This window comes from Blastococcus atacamensis (genome assembly GCF_002938425.1).
Classification (GTDB): domain Bacteria; phylum Actinomycetota; class Actinomycetes; order Mycobacteriales; family Geodermatophilaceae; genus Blastococcus; species Blastococcus atacamensis.
The window spans coordinates 36,939-53,681 of record NZ_POQU01000004.1 but is presented as its reverse complement, the minus strand read 5'-3'; the positions used below and the strand labels follow the sequence as shown (position 1 = coordinate 53,681).

General features: G+C 72.9%; 15 protein-coding genes and 3 tRNA genes. 14 read left to right on the top strand and 4 right to left on the bottom strand.

The window, feature by feature from the left end; translation table 11 throughout:
• Nucleotides 1–48: 48 nt before the first annotated feature.
• The 10 genes from C5508_RS02150 to C5508_RS02105 all read left to right on the top strand — a co-directional run bounded on the left by C5508_RS02150 (nt 49) and on the right by C5508_RS02105 (nt 8,324).
• The gene (locus tag C5508_RS02150) at nt 49–861 is read left to right on the top strand and encodes a fumarylacetoacetate hydrolase family protein (protein ID WP_104523157.1); all 813 of its coding nucleotides are present in this window, start codon (nt 49–51) and stop codon (nt 859–861) included.
• Nucleotides 858–2,348: a glutamate--tRNA ligase gene (gene gltX, locus C5508_RS02145; protein WP_104523155.1), complete on the top strand. Its 1,491-nt coding sequence runs from the start codon at nt 858–860 to the stop codon at nt 2,346–2,348. The genes C5508_RS02150 and gltX overlap by 4 nt, the downstream gene beginning before the upstream one ends.
• Before the next feature lie 185 nt (nt 2,349–2,533).
• A complete protein-coding gene (locus C5508_RS02140) occupies nt 2,534–3,493 on the top strand; it encodes a CPBP family intramembrane glutamic endopeptidase (protein ID WP_104523153.1) in 960 nt (319 codons plus the stop codon).
• An 80-nt stretch (nt 3,494–3,573) separates the two neighbouring features.
• Nucleotides 3,574–3,645, top strand: a tRNA-Gln gene (locus C5508_RS02135).
• 34 nt (nt 3,646–3,679) lie between these two features.
• Nucleotides 3,680–3,752: transfer RNA gene (locus C5508_RS02130), tRNA-Glu, on the top strand.
• Between the two features lie 109 nt (nt 3,753–3,861).
• Nucleotides 3,862–3,934: transfer RNA gene (locus C5508_RS02125), tRNA-Glu, on the top strand.
• A gap of 179 nt (nt 3,935–4,113) precedes the next feature.
• Nucleotides 4,114–5,199, top strand: a complete 1,086-nt coding sequence (gene galT / locus C5508_RS02120) for a galactose-1-phosphate uridylyltransferase (RefSeq protein WP_104523151.1) — start codon at nt 4,114–4,116, stop codon at nt 5,197–5,199.
• On the top strand, nt 5,196–6,362 hold the full coding sequence (gene galK / locus C5508_RS02115) for a galactokinase (RefSeq protein ID WP_104523216.1): 1,167 nt from the start codon (nt 5,196–5,198) through the stop codon (nt 6,360–6,362). The genes galT and galK overlap by 4 nt, the downstream gene beginning before the upstream one ends.
• 25 nt (nt 6,363–6,387) lie before the next feature.
• The gene (locus C5508_RS02110; protein ID WP_104523149.1) at nt 6,388–8,052 is read left to right on the top strand and encodes a sodium:solute symporter family protein; all 1,665 of its coding nucleotides are present in this window, start codon (nt 6,388–6,390) and stop codon (nt 8,050–8,052) included.
• A gap of 11 nt (nt 8,053–8,063) precedes the next feature.
• Nucleotides 8,064–8,324 carry a hypothetical protein gene (locus tag C5508_RS02105; RefSeq protein ID WP_104523147.1) on the top strand — a complete coding sequence of 87 codons (261 nt, stop codon included), beginning with the start codon at nt 8,064–8,066 and terminating at the stop codon, nt 8,322–8,324.
• Nucleotides 8,325–8,328: 4 nt separating this feature from the next.
• Here C5508_RS02105 and C5508_RS02100 read toward each other — a convergent pair whose 3' ends face one another.
• A complete protein-coding gene (locus C5508_RS02100; protein WP_269801738.1) occupies nt 8,329–8,991 on the bottom strand; it encodes an IclR family transcriptional regulator in 663 nt (220 codons plus the stop codon).
• 115 nt (nt 8,992–9,106) lie between these two features.
• Here C5508_RS02100 and leuC point away from each other — a divergent pair, with 115 nt between their 5' ends.
• Together leuC and leuD are read left to right on the top strand one after the other, a co-directional pair.
• Complete coding sequence (gene leuC, locus C5508_RS02095; RefSeq protein ID WP_104523143.1) at nt 9,107–10,513, top strand: 3-isopropylmalate dehydratase large subunit; 1,407 nt, start codon at nt 9,107–9,109, stop codon at nt 10,511–10,513.
• A 3-nt stretch (nt 10,514–10,516) separates the two neighbouring features.
• The gene (leuD, locus tag C5508_RS02090) at nt 10,517–11,140 is read left to right on the top strand and encodes a 3-isopropylmalate dehydratase small subunit (protein ID WP_104523141.1); all 624 of its coding nucleotides are present in this window, start codon (nt 10,517–10,519) and stop codon (nt 11,138–11,140) included.
• A gap of 72 nt (nt 11,141–11,212) precedes the next feature.
• Here leuD and C5508_RS02085 read toward each other — a convergent pair whose 3' ends face one another.
• From C5508_RS02085 to cofC, 3 genes are read right to left on the bottom strand one after another with little or no spacing between them, the layout of a single operon-like run.
• Nucleotides 11,213–12,130, bottom strand: a complete 918-nt coding sequence (locus tag C5508_RS02085) for an NUDIX hydrolase (protein WP_104523139.1) — start codon at nt 12,128–12,130, stop codon at nt 11,213–11,215.
• Nucleotides 12,114–14,204, bottom strand: a complete 2,091-nt coding sequence (locus tag C5508_RS02080) for an RNA degradosome polyphosphate kinase (protein WP_232796857.1) — start codon at nt 14,202–14,204, stop codon at nt 12,114–12,116. The genes C5508_RS02085 and C5508_RS02080 overlap by 17 nt, the downstream gene beginning before the upstream one ends.
• Nucleotides 14,205–14,208: 4 nt before the next feature.
• Nucleotides 14,209–14,856 carry a 2-phospho-L-lactate guanylyltransferase gene (gene cofC / locus C5508_RS02075; RefSeq protein WP_232796856.1) on the bottom strand — a complete coding sequence of 216 codons (648 nt, stop codon included), beginning with the start codon at nt 14,854–14,856 and terminating at the stop codon, nt 14,209–14,211.
• 102 nt (nt 14,857–14,958) lie between these two features.
• Here cofC and C5508_RS02070 point away from each other — a divergent pair, with 102 nt between their 5' ends.
• Together C5508_RS02070 and C5508_RS02065 are read left to right on the top strand one after the other, a co-directional pair.
• Entirely contained in the window at nt 14,959–15,726 is a 768-nt protein-coding gene (locus tag C5508_RS02070) for a lysophospholipid acyltransferase family protein (RefSeq protein WP_104523133.1), read from the top strand.
• Nucleotides 15,723–16,718, top strand: coding sequence for an NAD(P)H-dependent glycerol-3-phosphate dehydrogenase (locus C5508_RS02065; RefSeq protein WP_104523131.1), 996 nt, complete (start codon nt 15,723–15,725; stop codon nt 16,716–16,718). Before C5508_RS02070 ends, C5508_RS02065 begins: the two co-directional genes overlap by 4 nt.
• Nucleotides 16,719–16,743: the final 25 nt, after the last annotated feature.

Genomic DNA, 16,743 nt, shown 5'->3' with positions numbered 1-16,743 from the left:
CCGATGCACCCGAGGGGCGCCGATCCGCGGGCCGACTAACCTCGGTGCGTGCGCATCGTCCGTTTCGCCTCACCTCAGGGCATGTCCTTCGGCGTTCTCGACGGGGACGGCCAGGTCGCCCAGATCGAGGGCCACCCCTTCGGCCAGATCTCCTTCACCGGCACCCGCTACGCGCAGGCCGACATCCGGCTGCTCTCGCCGATCCTGCCGAGCAAGGTCGTGTGCGTCGGCAAGAACTACGCCGACCACGTGAAGGAGATGAACACCGGCGACGCTCCCGGGGAGCCGCTGCTGTTCCTCAAGCCCTCGACGTCGGTGATCGGCCCCGGCGACGCCATCCGCATCCCGCCGGGCAGCACCAACGTGCACCACGAGGCGGAGCTCGCCGTCGTCATCGGTGCCCGCGGTGCCCGCAACGTGTCGCCCGAGCAGGCGCTGAGCAGCGTCTTCGGCTACACGATCGGCAACGACGTGACCGAGCGCGACATGCAGAAGAGCGACGGGCAGTGGACCCGGGCCAAGGGCTTCGACTCCTTCTGCCCCTTGGGCCCGTGGATCGAGACCGACCTGCCCGGCCTGGGGCTGGACCCCTCCGACCTCGAGATCGGCTGCACGGTCGACGGCGAGCGTCGTCAGCAGGGCCGCACGAGCCAGCTGCTGTTCGGCATCCCGACCCTCATCTCCTACATCTCCCGCGTGATGACGCTGCTGCCCGGCGACGTGGTCCTCACCGGCACCCCGTCGGGTGTCGGCCCGATCCGTCCCGGCCAGCAGGTCGAGTGCGCGATCCAGGGCTTGGGCACGCTGACCAACACCGTCAGCGCCGCCGACGCCGTCTCCACCGCGGGCGGTGGCCTGTGACGGCACCCGCCACCGGGGTGCGCACCCGGTTCTGCCCGTCGCCGACGGGCATGGTGCACGTCGGCCTGATGCGCACGGCCCTGTTCAACTGGGCGCACGCCCGGCACACCGGTGGCACGTTCGTCTTCCGCATCGAGGACACCGACGCCGCCCGGGACTCCGAGGAGTCCTACCGGCACCTGCTGGACTGCCTGCGCTGGATGGGTCTCACCTGGGACGAGGGCCCCGAGGTGGGCGGCTCGTACGGCCCCTACCGGCAGTCGGAGCGGTCCGACGTCTACCGCGAGGTCGCCGCCAAGCTGGTGGAGTCCGGGCACGCCTACGAGTCGTTCTCCACGAACGAGGAGGTCGACGCCCGTCGGCGGGCGGCCGGCCAGGACCCGAAGCTCGGCTACGACAACGCCGACCGCTTCCTCACCGACGCGCAGAAGACAGCCTTCCGCGACGAGGGCCGTCAGCCCGTCCTGCGGCTGAAGATGCCCGACGAGGACCTGGTCTGGACCGACCTCGTGCGCGGCGAGATCCGCTTCGCCGCGGGCTCGGTGCCCGACTTCGTGCTGGTGCGGGGCAACGGCGCGCCGCTGTACCCGTTCGTCAACCCGGTCGACGACGCCCTGATGCGGATCACCGACGTGCTCCGCGGCGAGGACCTGCTGCCCTCGACCCCGCGTCAGCTCGCCCTCTACGCCGCGCTCACCGACATCGGCGTGGCCGAGGGCACCCCGCGCTTCGGTCACCTGCCCTACGTGACCGGCGAGGGCAGCAAGAAGCTGTCCAAGCGCGACCCGCAGTCCAACCTCGACGTCTACCGCGACCGCGGCTTCCTGCCCGAGGGCTTCGCCAACTACCTGGCGCTGCTCGGCTGGTCGATCGCCGAGGACCGGGACATCTTCTCGATGGAGGAGATGGTCGAGGCCTTCGACGTGACACGGGTGAGCCCGAACCCGGCCCGCTTCGACCTCAAGAAGGCCGAGGCGATCAACGCCACGCACCTGCGCGCGCTGCCGGTCGAGGAGTTCGTCGACCGCGTCGTGCCGCATCTCGCCGCCGAGGGGCTGCTGGCCGAGCCGCCGACGCCCGAGCAGGACCGGGTGCTGCGGGCGATCGCGCCGCTGGCCCAGGAGCGCATGGTCGTGCTCTCGGAGGCGGTCGGGCTGCTGCGCTTCCTCTTCGTCAACGACGTCGACATCGAGCCCGCCGCGGCGGAGAAGCAGCTGACCGGCGACGCCGCGGTCGAGATCCTGGATGCGGCGACGACGGTGCTGCGCGAGCTGCCCGACTGGAGCACGCCGGCCATCGAGCAGGCGCTCAAGGACGCACTGGTCGAGGGTCTGGGTCGCAAGCCCCGGCAGGCGTTCGGCCCGGTCCGCGTCGCGGTGAGCGGCCGCACCGTGTCGCCTCCGCTGTACGAGTCGATGGAGCTGCTGGGTCGCGAGCGGACGCTGGCCCGCCTGGCCGCTGCCCGTGAGGTGGCGACGGCGGGATGAGCCTGCCCGGGCCAGGCGCGAGGCCGGACGAGCAGCCGTACGGCGGCCCGCCGCCGACCCTGCGGCCCGGGCCGGGGCAGCTCCCGCCGGCCCCGTGGCCCCCGGGTTCCCCCGGACCGGGGTGGGCCGGCCCGCCGCCGGGTGCCTGGGCTCCCCAGCCGTGGTCACCCGCGCCGCCGCCGCAGGTGACCTGGGCGCCGCCACCGGGAACGCCGCCGCACGACGAGCCGAAGCCGTTCCTGCACGCGATGCGGGCGCGGGACTGGGCCTGGTGGCGCCCGGTCGTCGGTCTGCTCCTGCTCGCCGTGGTCTTCCTGGTCGCGGGGGCGGTGCTCGCGGTGGTCGGCATCGTCACCGGCATCAGCCCCGACCTGACCATGGGCGATCTGACCGACCCCGGCGTCCTGCTGGTCACCAACGCGACGCTCGTCGTCGGCATCCCGGTCGTGTGGCTGGCGTGGGCGGTGGCGCACGGCATGAGCCCGGGGTGGTCCTCCTCGGTGCTGGCCCGCCTGCGCTGGCGCCTGCTGCCCCGGTTCACGCTGCTCGCCTTCCTCTCGCTCGGGGTCGGCATCGGTCTGGCGGTGCTGCTGGACGTCGCCACGGGGGAGGGCGAGCTCGAGGGCCCGGCGCCCGGCTGGGGCTGGCTGCTCGCCGTCGTCCTGCTCACCACACCGCTGCAGTCCGCCGCGGAGGAGTACCTGTTCCGCGGGTACCTGAGCCAGGCGATCGCCGGCTGGGTGCGCAGCCCGTCGATCGGTGCGGTGCTCGCGGCGCTGATCACCGGCGCGCTCTTCTCGCTGGCACACCTGCCTCCGGACCTGATCACCTTCTTGGACCGGTTCGCCTTCGCCCTGGCCGCATCCGCGGTGGTGTGGCTGACCGGAGGCCTGGAGGCGGCGATCGTCCTCCACGCCGTCAACAACGTGGTGGTGTTCCTCCTCGCCGCGCTGCTGGGCGGGGGAGTGGCGACCGAGTCGCTGCCGGAGGGCGCCTCGGTGCTCCCGCTGCTGATCGGGCTGGCGGGCACTCTCGCCTACGTCGCGCTGGTGGCCCGGTGGCGTCGCCGGGCGCAGCCGGAGACGCGGACGGCGGCGCAGGACCTGCGCCAGCCGTTCCTGCCGGCTCCGGTCCCGGCTGCCTGACCCGCCGGGCGAGGGGGTGGTTCCGCCCCCTCGGGAAGCGTCAGGTAGAGTCTTCTCCGGCGCCGCGAGGTGCCCACCCATGGGGTATGGGGTAATTGGCAGCCCGACGGTTTCTGGTTCCGTTAGTCTAGGTTCGAGTCCTGGTACCCCAGCGAGGAATCCTGGTTCCTCTTGCACCACCAGCACGGCCCCGTCGTCTAGCGGCCCAGGACGCCGCCCTCTCACGGCGGTAGCGAGGGTTCGAATCCCTTCGGGGCTACGCGACCGAGAGCCCCCGGCCACCAGGCCGGGGGCTCTCGCCATTCCGGGGCATCGGGCGGGACCCCTGCCCGGCAGGTCTCCGCGGCATGGCACCATGTCTTCCGCACGGCCCCGTCGTCTAGCGGCCCAGGACGCCGCCCTCTCACGGCGGTAGCGAGGGTTCGAATCCCTTCGGGGCTACGCGACCGAGAGCCCCCGGCCACCAGGCCGGGGGCTCTCGCCGTTCCCGGGCCTCCTGCCGGAACCCGATCGGGCGTATCGGAGATCGCACCCGCTCCCGGTGGCAGCATGATCATGGCCGGGGCTACCGTCGGTCCGCCGCTCACGCTGGGTGACGACGGCGGAGAGGTGGTCGCGCGGTGATCCGGACGTCCCGGCAGCTGGCCGACGGCCGCGAGATCCTCTACTTCGACGCCGACCGCGACGCCCCGGTCCGGAACGCCACCGACTCGCGCGACCTGCCGGCCGTCACCACCCGCTCCGAGCTCCGCTTCGATCCGCTGCTCGGCGAGGAGGTCGTCGTGGCCGCCCATCGGCAGACCCGCACCTTCCTGCCGCCGGCCGACCAGTGCCCGCTGTGCCCCTCGACGCCGGGACGCGCGACCGAGGTGCCGGAGCGCGACTACCAGGTCGTCGTCTTCGAGAACCGGTTCCCCTCGCTGGCCCTCGACGTCGTCCGCGACGTGCCGCCCGCGGTGCCGGGCAACCCGCTGGCCGGGCTGCGCCCGGGGTTCGGCCGGTGCGAGGTCGTCTGCTTCACCAGCGACCACGACCGCGACTTCTTCTCACTCGGCCCCGAGCGGGCGCGGCTGGTGGTGGACGTGTGGGCCGAGCGCACCGCCGAGCTGTCGGCGATCGACGGCGTCGAGCAGGTCTTCTGCTTCGAGAACCACGGCGAGGAGATCGGGGTGACGCTCTCGCATCCCCACGGCCAGATCTACGCCTACCCGTTCGTCACGCCGCGGGTGGCGAAGGTCCTCGGGTCGGTGCGCCGGCACCGGGAGTCGACCGGGGGCGACCTGTTCGCCGACGTCGTCGCCGCGGAGCGCTCCGGTCCGCGGGTGGTCGCCGCGAACGACCACTGGACGGCGTTCGTCCCGGCCGCGGCGCGCTGGCCCTACGAGGTGCAGCTCTTCCCCACCCGCAAGGTGCCCGACCTCCCCGAGCTGACCGACGACGAGCGGGACGCCTTCGTCGCCGTCTACCTCGACGTCCTCGGCCGCTTCGCGCACCGCTTCGACACCCCCATGCCCTACATCGCTGCCTGGAACCAGGCGCCGGCGCAGGCGCGCGAGGACTGGTGGTTGCACCTGCAGCTGTTCTCGCTGCGCCGGGCGCCGGGCAAGCTCAAGTACCTGGCCGGCTCGGAGTCCGGCATGGGTGCGTTCATCACCGACACCAACCCCGAGGACGTCGCCGAGCAGCTGCGGTCCCTCACGTGGTGAGTGACGCCGGGGCCGCACGCAGCACCGCCGACGCCTTCGCCCGGCGGTTCGGGCGGCAGCCCGACGGGGTGTGGGCCGCACCGGGTCGGGTCAACGTCATCGGCGAGCACACCGACTACAACGGCGGCTTCGTCCTGCCGGTGGCGCTGCCGCACACCACCCGCGCCGCGGTGGCCCGCCGGGACGACGGCCTGCTCGTGCTGACCTCCGTGCAGCATCCGGGGCAGGACGCCGAGGTCGCGGTCGCCGATCTCGAGCCGGGCCGTCCCGGCGGATGGGCGGGCTACCCGGCCGGTGTCGTGCACGCCCTCGCCGGCTCCGTGCCCGGCGGGCTGAGCATCCTGGTCGACGGCGACGTCCCCTCCGGTGCGGGCCTGTCGTCCTCGGCGGCGCTGTCCTGCTCGGTGGCGCTCGCCGTGCGCGACCTGCTGGGCCTCGACCTGGACGCCGACGCGCTCGTCGACGTGGCCCGCCGCGCCGAGAACGACTTCGTGGACGCTCCCACGGGCATCCTGGACCAGTCGGCGTCGATCCTCTGCACGGCGGGCCACGCGCTCTTCCTCGACACCCGCGACGGAACCAGGGAGCAGGTGCCCCTCGACCTTGCGGCGGCGGGGCTCGCGCTGCTGGTCGTCGACACCGGCACCACCCACGACCACGCCGAGGGCGGGTACCGGGATCGGCGCCGCGAGTGCGAGCGTGCCGCCGCCGCGCTCGGCGTGGACCTGCTGCGCGAGGTCGAGGACCCCGCCGCCCTGGAGCCGCTGGCCGGCAGCGGTGACGACGGCGAGGTGCTGCTGCGCCGCGCCCGGCACGTGGTCACCGAGGACGCCCGGGTGCTCGAGGTGGTCACCGCGCTGCGGGAGGACGCCGACCCGCGGGCGATCGGCCCGGTGCTCACCGCAGGGCACGTCTCGCTGCGCGACGACTTCGAGGTGTCGGTGCCGCTGATCGACGTCTGCGTGGACGCCGCGCTGGCCGCCGGCGCGCACGGAGCCCGGATGGTCGGTGGCGGGTTCGGCGGCAGCGTCGTGGCGCTCGTGGACACCGACGCCGTCGACTCCGTCACCGCCGCCGTCACCGAGCGCTTCGCCCACGCGTCGCAGCCCGCCCCGCGCACCTTCGTCGTCGTCCCGTCCGCCGGCGCCCGCCGCCTGGCCTGAGCCGCACCCCCGAGAGAAGGAACCCGTGGACGATCAGCTGAGGCTCGATGCCTCCTTCGTCGACTACGCCCTGGTCGCCGCCTACTTCGCCGTCGTCCTGCTGATCGGTGTGGCCGCGCGCCGGCGGGTGTCCGACAGCCTGGACTTCTTCCTGTCCGGCCGGTCCCTGCCGGCCTGGGTGACCGGGCTGGCGTTCATCTCGGCCAACCTCGGCGCGGTCGAGATCGTCGGGATGTCGGCCAACGGCGCGCAGTACGGCATGGCGACCATGCACTACTTCTGGATCGGCGCCGTTCCGGCGATGCTGTTCCTGGGCGTCGTCATGATGCCCTTCTACTACGGCTCCAAGGTGCGCAGCGTCCCGGAGTTCATGCGTCGCCGGTTCGGCACCGGGGCGCACCTGGTGAACGCGATCAGCTTCGCCGTGGCGCAGGTGCTCATCGCCGGCATCAACCTGTACCTGCTCGCCACGATCGTGAACGCGCTGCTCGGCTGGCCGCTGTGGGTCTCGCTGATCGCGGCCGCGGCGGTGGTGCTCAGCTACATCACCCTCGGTGGGCTCTCCGCGGCGATCTACAACGAGGTGCTGCAGTTCTTCGTCATCGTGGCCGCGCTGCTGCCGCTGACGCTGATCGGCCTGCACCGGGTGGGAGGTGTCGGCGGTCTGGTCGACAAGGTCACCGAGTCCGGCGGTGAGGAGCAGCTCTCGTCCTGGCCGGCCACCGCGCTGTCCGGCTTCGAGAGCCCGGTGTGGTCGGCCGTCGGCATCGTCTTCGGCCTGGGCTTCGTGCTCTCGTTCGGCTACTGGACGACCAACTTCGTCGAGGTCCAGCGGGCCATGGCCACGAACTCGATCTCCGCGGCCCGCAGCACGCCGATCATCGGCGCCTTCCCGAAGATGTTCATCCCGTTCATCGTGGTGATCCCGGGCCTCATCGCCACCGTGCTGGTGCCCGAGGTCATCGAGGCCAAGGCGAACGCCGACGCCGACTTCGATTACAACAACGCGATCCTGCTGCTGATCCGCGACGTGCTGCCCACCGGCCTGCTCGGCGTGGCCCTGGCGGGCCTGCTGGCCGCCTTCATGGCCGGCATGGCGGCCAACATCTCGGCCTTCAACACCGTCTTCAGCTACGACCTCTGGCAGCAGTACGTGAAGAAGGACCGGCCCGACGGTTACTACCTGAAGGTCGGGCGCTGGGCGACCGTCGGCGCCACCGTCGCCGCGATCGGGACGGCGCTGATCGCGTCGGGCTACACGAACCTGATGGACTACCTGCAGACGCTGTTCGGGTTCTTCAACGCCCCGCTGTTCGCCACGTTCATCCTCGGCATGTTCTGGAAGCGGATGACGCCGACGGCCGGCTGGGCGGGCCTGGTCTCGGGCACCAGCGCCGCGATCGCCGTCTTCGTCCTCGTCGAGATCGGCGTCCTCGACCTCCCGGGTCAGGGCGGCGCCTTCGTGGCGGCCGGGGCGGCCTTCGTCGTCGACATCGTGGTGAGCGTCGTCGTCAGCCGGGTGACCGCGCCCAAGCCGGTGGCGGAGCTGGCCGGCCTGGTCTACTCGGAGACGCCCCGCGAGGTGCGCACCGACCCCGAGGCGCACAGGCTGCCCTGGTATCGCTCGCCGGTGCCGCTGGCCGGGATCGCCCTGGCCATGGTCATCGTCCTGAACGTCATCTTCCGGTGAGGGGAGACCCCGTGAGCAAGCGGCAGAAGTCGAAGGCGGGCGCCTTCGACGTCCGCAACGTCATCGCCGAGCTGATCGGCTTCTACGGCGTCGTGCTCGTCGTGGTCGGGCTGGTCGACGACTCGGCCGAGGCGATGGCCAAGACCGGTGGGGTGAACGCGAACCTGTGGGCCGGCATCGGCATGCTGGTCGTGGCGGTGGCCTTCGCGCTGTGGTCGCGGCTGCGGCCGACCGTCGTCGAGCAACCGGCGGCGGGGGACGCCGCCGGCTGAGCGGTCAGCGGGCGGCGCGGGAGATCGCGGCCGCGGCGTCGAGGACGGCGCCGATGACCTCGGCGGCGGGTCGGCGGCCGAGCCGCTCGACCGGGCCGGAGATCGAGACCGCGCCCAGGACCGCGCCCGTGGCGTCGCGCACCGGGGCGGACAGCGAGGCGACGCCCGCCTCGCGCTCGGCCACGCTGTGCGCCCAGCCACGACGGCGGACGTCGAGCAGGGTGCGGGCGGTGAAGCTCGCCGAGGGCAGCAGGCGGGTCACCTCGTCGGCCGGCATGAACGCCAGCAGGGCGTGCGCGGCGGAGCCGGCGGTCATCGGCAGCCGTGCTCCCACGGGCACGGTGTCGCGCAGGCCGCTGGTGCGCTCGGCGGCGGCGACGCAGACGCGGGTGGCGCCGTCGCGCACGTAGAACTGGGCGCTCTCCCCGGTGGCGTCGCGCAGGGTGACGAGGTGCCGGCCCGCGATCTCGCCGATGTCGGCGGTCGCCCGCCCGAGCTCGGCCAGCGCCGGGCCCGGGGCCCAGCTGCCGCCGTCGGTCCGGCGCACCAGCCGGTGGCCCTCGAGCGCGACGGCCAGCCGGTGCGCCGTGGCACGGGGCAGACCGGTGCGCGTCACGAGCTCGGCGAGGGTCGCCGGCTCCTGTGCCACGGCATGGAGGATCGACACCGCTTTGTCCAGAACCGCTACCGGGTTAGGCTGTCCCACACAGCAATACTTGCATCTCACATCGTGAGATCGCTACCGCGATCCCCCGAGTGGGTGCCCGGTGAGAGGACGAACCGTGCCGAAGACCCTGGCCGAGAAGGTCTACGAGGCGCACGTGGTGCGCAGCACCCCGGGCGAGCCCGACCTTCTCTACATCGACCTGCACCTCGTGCACGAGGTGACCAGCCCGCAGGCCTTCGACGGTCTCCGGGCCGCGGGCCGGACGGTGCGGCGCCCCGACCTCACCATGGCGACCGAGGACCACAACGTCCCGACGCTGGACATCCTCAAGCCCATCGCCGACCCGGTCAGCCGGGCCCAGGTCGACGCGCTGCGCGCCAACGCGGCGGAGTTCGGCATCCGGCTGGCGCCCATGGGTGACCGCGACCAGGGGATCGTGCACGTCATCGGCCCGCAGCTGGGTCTCACCCAGCCCGGCATGACGATCGTCTGCGGGGACAGCCACACCTCCACGCACGGCGCCTTCGGCGCCCTGGCCTTCGGTATCGGCACCAGCGAGGTCGAGCACGTGCTCGCCACCCAGACGCTGCCGCAGTACCGGCCCAAGCAGATGTCGGTCACCGTGGACGGCGAGCTCGCGCCGGGCGTCTCGGCGAAGGACATCATCCTGGCCGTCATCGCCCAGATCGGCACCAACGGTGCCGCCGGCCACGTCATCGAGTACCGCGGCAGCGCCATCGAGGCGCTGTCGATGGAGGCCCGCATGACGATCTGCAACATGTCGATCGAGGCGGGCGCCAAGGCCGGGCTCATCGCGCCGGACCAGAAGACCTTCGACTTCCTGCACGGCCGCCCGCACGCGCCGCAGGGCGCCGACTGGGATGCCGCCGTCGAGTACTGGTCCACGCTGCGCACCGACGAGGGCGCGGTCTTCGACTCCGAGGTCGTCCTGGACGCCTCGACGCTCACCCCGTTCGTCACCTGGGGCACCAACCCCGGCCAGGGCCTGCCCCTGAGCGAGCGGGTGCCCGACCCCGCGACCATCGCCGACGAGGGCGAGCGCCGCGCCGCCGAGCAGGCGCTGGCCTACATGGGCCTGGCCCCGGGGACGCCGCTGGCCGAGATCGAGGTGGACACCGTCTTCCTCGGCTCCTGCACCAACGGCCGGATCGAGGACCTGCGGGTCGCCGCGGACCTGCTCCGGGGCAAGCGGGTGGACCCCAACACCCGGATGCTGGTCGTGCCGGGCTCCGTCGGCGTCAAGATGCAGGCCGAGGCCGAGGGCCTGGACAAGGTCTTCGTCGAGGCGGGCGCGGAGTGGCGCGGCGCCGGCTGCTCGATGTGCCTGGGCATGAACCCCGACCAGCTCAAGCCCGGCGAGCGCTCGGCCTCGACCAGCAACCGCAACTTCCAGGGCCGGCAGGGCAAGGGTGGGCGCACGCACCTCGTGTCGCCGTCGGTGGCCGCGGCCACCGCGATCACCGGCCGCCTGACCGCCCCCGCCGCCCTGATCGGAGCCTGAGCCATGGACGCCTTCATCAGCCACACCGGCACCGTCGCGCCGCTGCGCCGCAGCGCCGTGGACACCGACCAGATCATCCCGGCCGAGTACCTGAAGCGGATCACCCGCACCGGGTTCGAGGACGGCCTGTTCGTCGCCTGGCGCACCAACGAGCCGGACTTCGTGCTCAACAAGCCCGAGTACGCCGACGCCTCGATCCTGGTGGCCGGCCCCGATTTCGGTACCGGCTCCTCGCGCGAGCACGCGGTGTGGGCGCTGCTCGACGGCGGCTTCCGGGTGGTCATCAGCTCCCGGTTCGCCGACATCTTCAAGAACAACTCGACCAAGGCCGGGCTGCTCACCGTCGTCCTGCCGCAGACCGAGGTCGAGGCCCTGTGGGCGGCCGCGGAAGCCGACCCCACGACGCAGGTGACCGTGGACCTGCAGTCCAAGGAGATCAGCTACGGCGATGGGGCGGGCGGGCAGACGACGGTGCCGTTCGACGCCGACGACTACACCCGTTGGCGGCTGCTCGAGGGGCTCGACGACGTCGGCCTGACCGAGCGGCACCTCGACGACATCCGGAGCTTCGAGAGCGGCCGCCCCGCCTGGCTCCCCAAGGCACTCCCGGCCCTTCCCGCCCGCTGAGCACCGCGCCCCCGGGCATGGGAAGCGATACACCCGGTATTCGCCGCACAACGGGTGCATCGCTTCCCATGCCTAGACCGAGGGGGCGTCCAGGTCGCGGTAGTAGTCGGCCGCCAGCTCGCCCGGGCGTCCGCCCAGCACCCACGCGCTGCCCTTGGCGGCCGGAGCGGGTAGTCCGGGCACACCGTGCCCGTGCACGCCCAGCGCGCCGAGCACGGTGGGGATGGTGCCGCCCTGGCTGCAGACGACGGCGAGCCCCGGCGCCGCCAGCAGTCGCTGCGCGGTCGCCAGTGCGCGGTGCGGGTCGCCGCCGAACTCCGGCTCCCCGAACTCGGTCAGCTCGGTGACCTCCAGCCCCAGCTGCTCGGCCAGCGGCGTCACGGTCTGCCGGCAGCGCAGCGGCGTGGCCGTGGCGACGGTGGTCGGCCCGAACAGCGGGAGCACCGCGGCCAGCTGCCGGGCCTGCTCCCGGCCGTTGGCCGTCAGCGGTCGTTCCTCGTCAGGGCCGTCCCAGGCGTCGCTGCTCCCGGCCTTGCCGTGCCGCACCAGGATCAGCGACGGCTCCCGCGGTACGTCGGTGCGCACCAGGTCGGCCAGCACCGCGCGGTCGGCGTCGTGCGTGCACAGCGCGGCGGCCTCGCCGGGGGAGAGCCAGCGGAGCTCGTCCACCTCGTCGTTGGGCGTGAACTCCCCGCCGGTGGCCCGCATCAGCCAGTAGTCGACCCGCTTGTCCCGCTCCAGCACCCGGTACCGGCTGGTGACGCTGCGCCGCCCGGCCACCACCCCCAGGCCGGTCTCCTCGAGGACCTCGCGGACCGCGGCGGTGAGCGGGTGCTCGCCCGGATCCAGCTTTCCCTTGGGGAGCGACCAGTCGTCGTAGCGTGGCCGGTGGACCACCACGGTCTCCAGCCCGCCGTCCCGGCCCGGGCGCCACACCGCGCCGCCCGCGGCCGCGATGGTGCGCACCGCTTCCTCAGCCGGCGAGGTCATGGATCCGGTGCAGCAGCTCGGCCTGGTAGTCCCGTCCCTCCAGGCGCTCCCAGCAGCCGTCGCTGCGCAGCTCCCAGGAGCGCACGCCCGGCGCCATCGCCGGCGCCAGGGTCTCGTGCAGCTGCGCGCGCGCAGCCTCGTCGCAGACCCGCAGCAGCACCTCCACCCGGCGGTCCAGGTTGCGGTGCATCAGGTCGGCGCTGCCGATCCACCACTCGGCCTCGCCACCGTTGAGGAAGGAGATGACCCGCGAGTGCTCGAGGAAGCGACCCACGATCGAGCGCACCCGGATGGTCTCGGAGAGGCCGGGGACGCCGGGGCGCAGCGCGCAGATGCCGCGCACGAAGAGCTCGACCGGCACGCCGGCCTGCGACGCCTCGTAGAGGGCGTCGATGATCTTCTCGTCGACCAGCGAGTTCACCTTGATGCGGATGCCCGACGGCCGTCCCTCGGCGGCGTGGCGGGCCTCGCGGCGGATCTTCTCGACCAGGCCGTTGCGGATGCCGTACGGGGCGACCATCAGCGTGCGGTAGTTGGTCTGGCGCGAATAGCCGGTGAGGGTGTTGAACAGGTCGGTGAGGTCGGCGCCCACGCGGGGGTCGGCGGTCAGGATGCCGACGTCCTCGTAGATGCGCGCCGTCTTCGGGTTGTAGTTGCCCGTGCCGATGTGGCAGTAGCGCCGGATGACGCCCTGCTCCCGGCGGACCACGAGCGCCGTCTTGCAGTGGGTCTTCAGCCCGACGAGGCCGTAGACGACGTGGCAGCCGGCGCGCTCCAGCGAGCGGGCCCAGCTGATGTTGGCCTCCTCGTCGAACCGCGCCTTGATCTCCACGAGGACGACGACCTGCTTGCCGGCCTGGGCCGCCTCGATGAGGGCGTTGACGATCGGGGAGTCACCCGAGGTGCGGTAGAGCGTCTGCTTGATCGCCAGGACGTTCGGATCCGCGGCGGCCTGCTCGATGAACCGCTGCACGCTGGTCGCGAACGAGTGGTAGGGGTGGTGCAGCAGGACGTCGCCCTCCCGCAGCGTCGCGAAGACGCTCTTGGGCGTCTCGCCCTCGCTCAGCCGGGGATGGGTGGCCGGCACGAACGTCTCGTCCTTGAGCTCGGGCCGGTCCAGGTCGTACAGCGCCCACAACGACGCGAGGTCGAGCAGCCCGGGCACGTGGACGACGTCGTCGGGGGAGACCTCCAGCTCGGAGACGAGCACCTCCAGGATCCGCGGATCCATCGGCTCGGCGACCTCCAGCCGCACGGCCGGACCGAAGCGACGGCGGGCGAGCTCGCGCTCCAGGGCATGCAGGAGGTCCTCGTCGCGGTCCTCCTCGACCTCCAGGTCGGCGTTGCGGGTGACCCGGAAGATGTGGTGGTCGATGACCTCCAGGCCCGGGAACAGCTGCGGCAGGTGGGCGGCGATGAGGTCCTCGAGGGGGAGGAAGGTGGCCGTGTCGGCCCCGTCCTCGCCCGGGGACGCGGCCACCCGCACGAAGCGCGGCACGTTGTTGGGCACCTTGAGCCGGGCGAAGCGGGGCGCGCCGGTCTCCGGGTCGCGCACCGACACCGCGAGGTTGAGCGACAACCCGCTGATGTAGGGGAACGGGTGTGCCGGGTCGACGGCCAGCGGGGTCAGGACGGGGAACACCTGGTCGCGGAAGTACTCGCGGAGCCGGATCGTCGCCTCGTCCTCCAGCTGCTCCCAGCGGACGATCCGGATCCCGGCGTCCTGCAGCCGGGGGAGGACGTCGTCGTTGAAGACGTCGGAGTGCCGCTGCACCAGCTCCTGTGTGCGGGCGGTGACCCGCTCCAGCTGCTCGCGGATGGTCAGGCCGTCGGGCGAGCGGACGGTGAGCCCGGTGCTCTGCCGGCGCTTCAGCCCGGCGATGCGGACCATGTAGAACTCGTCGAGGTTGCTGGCGAAGATCGCGAGGTACTTGACCCGCTCCAGCAGCGGCAGGGCGTCGTCCTCGGCCAGTTCCAGGACGCGGGCATTGAAGTCCAGCCAGGACAGCTCGCGGTTCAGGTAGCGGTCGGTCGACGGCGGCGGGCCCGTGCGGTTCGCGGTCTCGGAGGGCACGTGGTCATCGTGCCGCACCGAGGTGAACGGCGAGAGTTGACGAGGTGCGCACCAGCTCGGCGGTGCGTGCCCCGACCCCGAGCGCGAGCGCGGCACGCAGGTCGTCGGGGGTGTCGACGTCGCGCAGCAATCCCGGCCAGTGGCCGGTCAGCGGCACGGCGCCGTCCTCGCGGTGGGCGGACGCGGAGTGCCGGCCGAACCGCGGACGCAGCGGCGTCCCGACGGCGCTGAGGAGGGTCGTGCCGGTGCCCTGGGCGTCGGCGACGAAGGCGCGACGAGCGGGAGAGGCCGCCTCCAGGGCGGCGGCGAGCTCGGCCGGGCGGAGCGCGGGCAGGTCGGAGGAGAGGGCCGCGACGGCGTCTCCACCGGCCTGCCGGGCCCCGTGCTCCAGTGCGGGGTTCAGGCCGCGGTCGGGCACGTCGGGCACCACCCGGGCGCCGAGGTGCCGGACCAGCTCGGCGGCCTCCGGCTCGTCGGTCACGACGACGACCGAGCCCACCTCCGGGCACGCCAGCGCCGCGGCGACGGTGTCGGCCAGCAGCGCCAGCACCAGGGCGGCGTGGTGCCCGCCGGGCAGACCGGTGAGCGGCTGCAACCGGGTCTTGGCCACGGCGAGCCGCTTCGCCGGGACCACGACCGACCAGCTGATCACGGCCACAATGTGAGCACACCGCGTCCCCGTGGGGACCCCGGTGCACCCCGGACGCCGGCACGGGTCGATCATGGGACGGCTCACAGGAGAGGGGGTGCACCGGTGTCGACGCAGAAGTGGCGCACCCGCGGCCCAATCCCCGTCGCGCTGTGGCTGTGCATCCTCGTCGTCTACCCGGTGGCGTCCGTGCTGTTCCGCCTGCGCTACCGGAACGCCGACCGCATCCCGTCCCGCGGGCCGGTGCTGCTCGTGGCCAACCACGTGTCGGTCCTCGACCCGCTGGCCTGCGCGCGCCTGGTCTTCGACGCCGGCCGGATCCCGCACTTCCTGGCCAAGGAATCCTTGTTCCGAGGGCTCGCCGGCACCATCCTGCGGGCCGCCGGCCAGATCCCCGTGGCCCGGTTCTCCACCGCCGCGCGGGGAGCGCTCGCCGCCGCGGAGGCCGACCTGCGCGCGGGCAACCTGATCGTCGTCTACCCCGAGGGCTCGGTCACCCGGGACCCCGACTGGTGGCCGATGCAGGCACGTACGGGTGCGGCGCACCTGGCGCTCACCAGCGAGGCCCTCGTCCTGCCGGTCGCCCAGTGGGGACCCCAGCGGGTGCACGACTACCACGCCGAGAAGTTCCACCTGCGGTTCCGCACGCCCGCCGACTACCTCGTCGGCGAGCCCCTCGACCTCTCCGCGCTGCGGGCCGAGGTCCGGGCGGGCCGCATCATCGATGCCGAGCTGCTGCGGGAGACGACCGAGTTGATGATGTCCCGGGTCCGCGACCAGCTGGCCGAGCTGCGCGGGGAACCCGCGCCCCTCGCGGTCCACCCCGCACCCCGCCGCGAGCGGCGGAGCGGCGCAGCCGGGAGCGCGGCGTGACGCGCGCGGCGGTGCTGGGCGCCGGTTCCTGGGGGACGACGTTCGCGAAGGTGCTGGCCGACGCCGGCTGCGACGTGGTGCTGCACGCCCGGCGCCCGGAGCTGGCCAAGGCCATCACCGAGGAGAGCGAGAACGGCGACTACCTGCCCGGCGTGCGGCTGCCCGACCGGCTGCGGGCCACGTCGGACGCCGGCGAGGCGCTGCTGGACGCCGAGATCGTGGTGCTCGCCGTCCCGTCGCAGTCCCTGCGCGACAACCTCACCGCCTGGCGGGACCTGCTGCCGCGCGACGCGACCCTGCTGTCGCTGATGAAGGGCATCGAGCTCGGCAGCACCAAGCGCATGAGCGAGGTGATCCAGGAGATCACCGGTGCCGGCCCCGAGCGGGTGGCCGCGCTGTCCGGGCCCAACCTGGCCCGCGAGATCGCCGAGGAGCAGCCCGCGGCGACCGTGATCGCCTGTTCCGACACGGATCGGGCCGAGCAGCTGCAGGCCGCCTGCCACACGCGGTACTTCCGGCCCTACACCAACCCCGACCTCGTCGGCTGCGAGCTGGGCGGAGCCGTGAAGAACGTGATCGCGCTGTCCTGCGGCATCGCGGAGGGGCTCGGGTTCGGCGACAACACCCGCGCCTCGCTGATCACCCGCGGCCTGGCCGAGACCGCCCGCCTCGGGCTCGCGCTCGGGGCGGAGCTCACCACCTTCGCCGGTCTGGCCGGCCTCGGTGACCTGGTCGCCACCTGCAGCTCGCCGCTGTCCCGCAACCGCACGTTCGGGGAGAAGCTGGGCCGCGGGATGACCGTCGAGGAGGTGCAGCAGAGCACCCGGCAGACCGCCGAGGGCGTGAAGAGCTGCCGCTCGGTGCTCGACCTCGCGCGGGCGCACGGCGTCGACGTGCCGATCACCGAGGCCGTCGTGCGGGTGTGCCACGAGGGCGAGGCGCCCGGGCAGATGGTGCGGGAGATCATGTCGCGGGAGGCGAAGTCCGAGTGAGCGGACAGGGGCGTGAGCATCGCCG

Coding starts and splice junctions, on each gene's coding strand:
- leuD (WP_104523141.1), top strand. CDS start 10,517: ATGGACGCCTTCATCAGCCACACCGGCACCGTCGCGCCGCTGCGCCGC.
- C5508_RS02085 (WP_104523139.1), bottom strand. CDS start 12,130: ATGACCTCGCCGGCTGAGGAAGCGGTGCGCACCATCGCGGCCGCGGGC.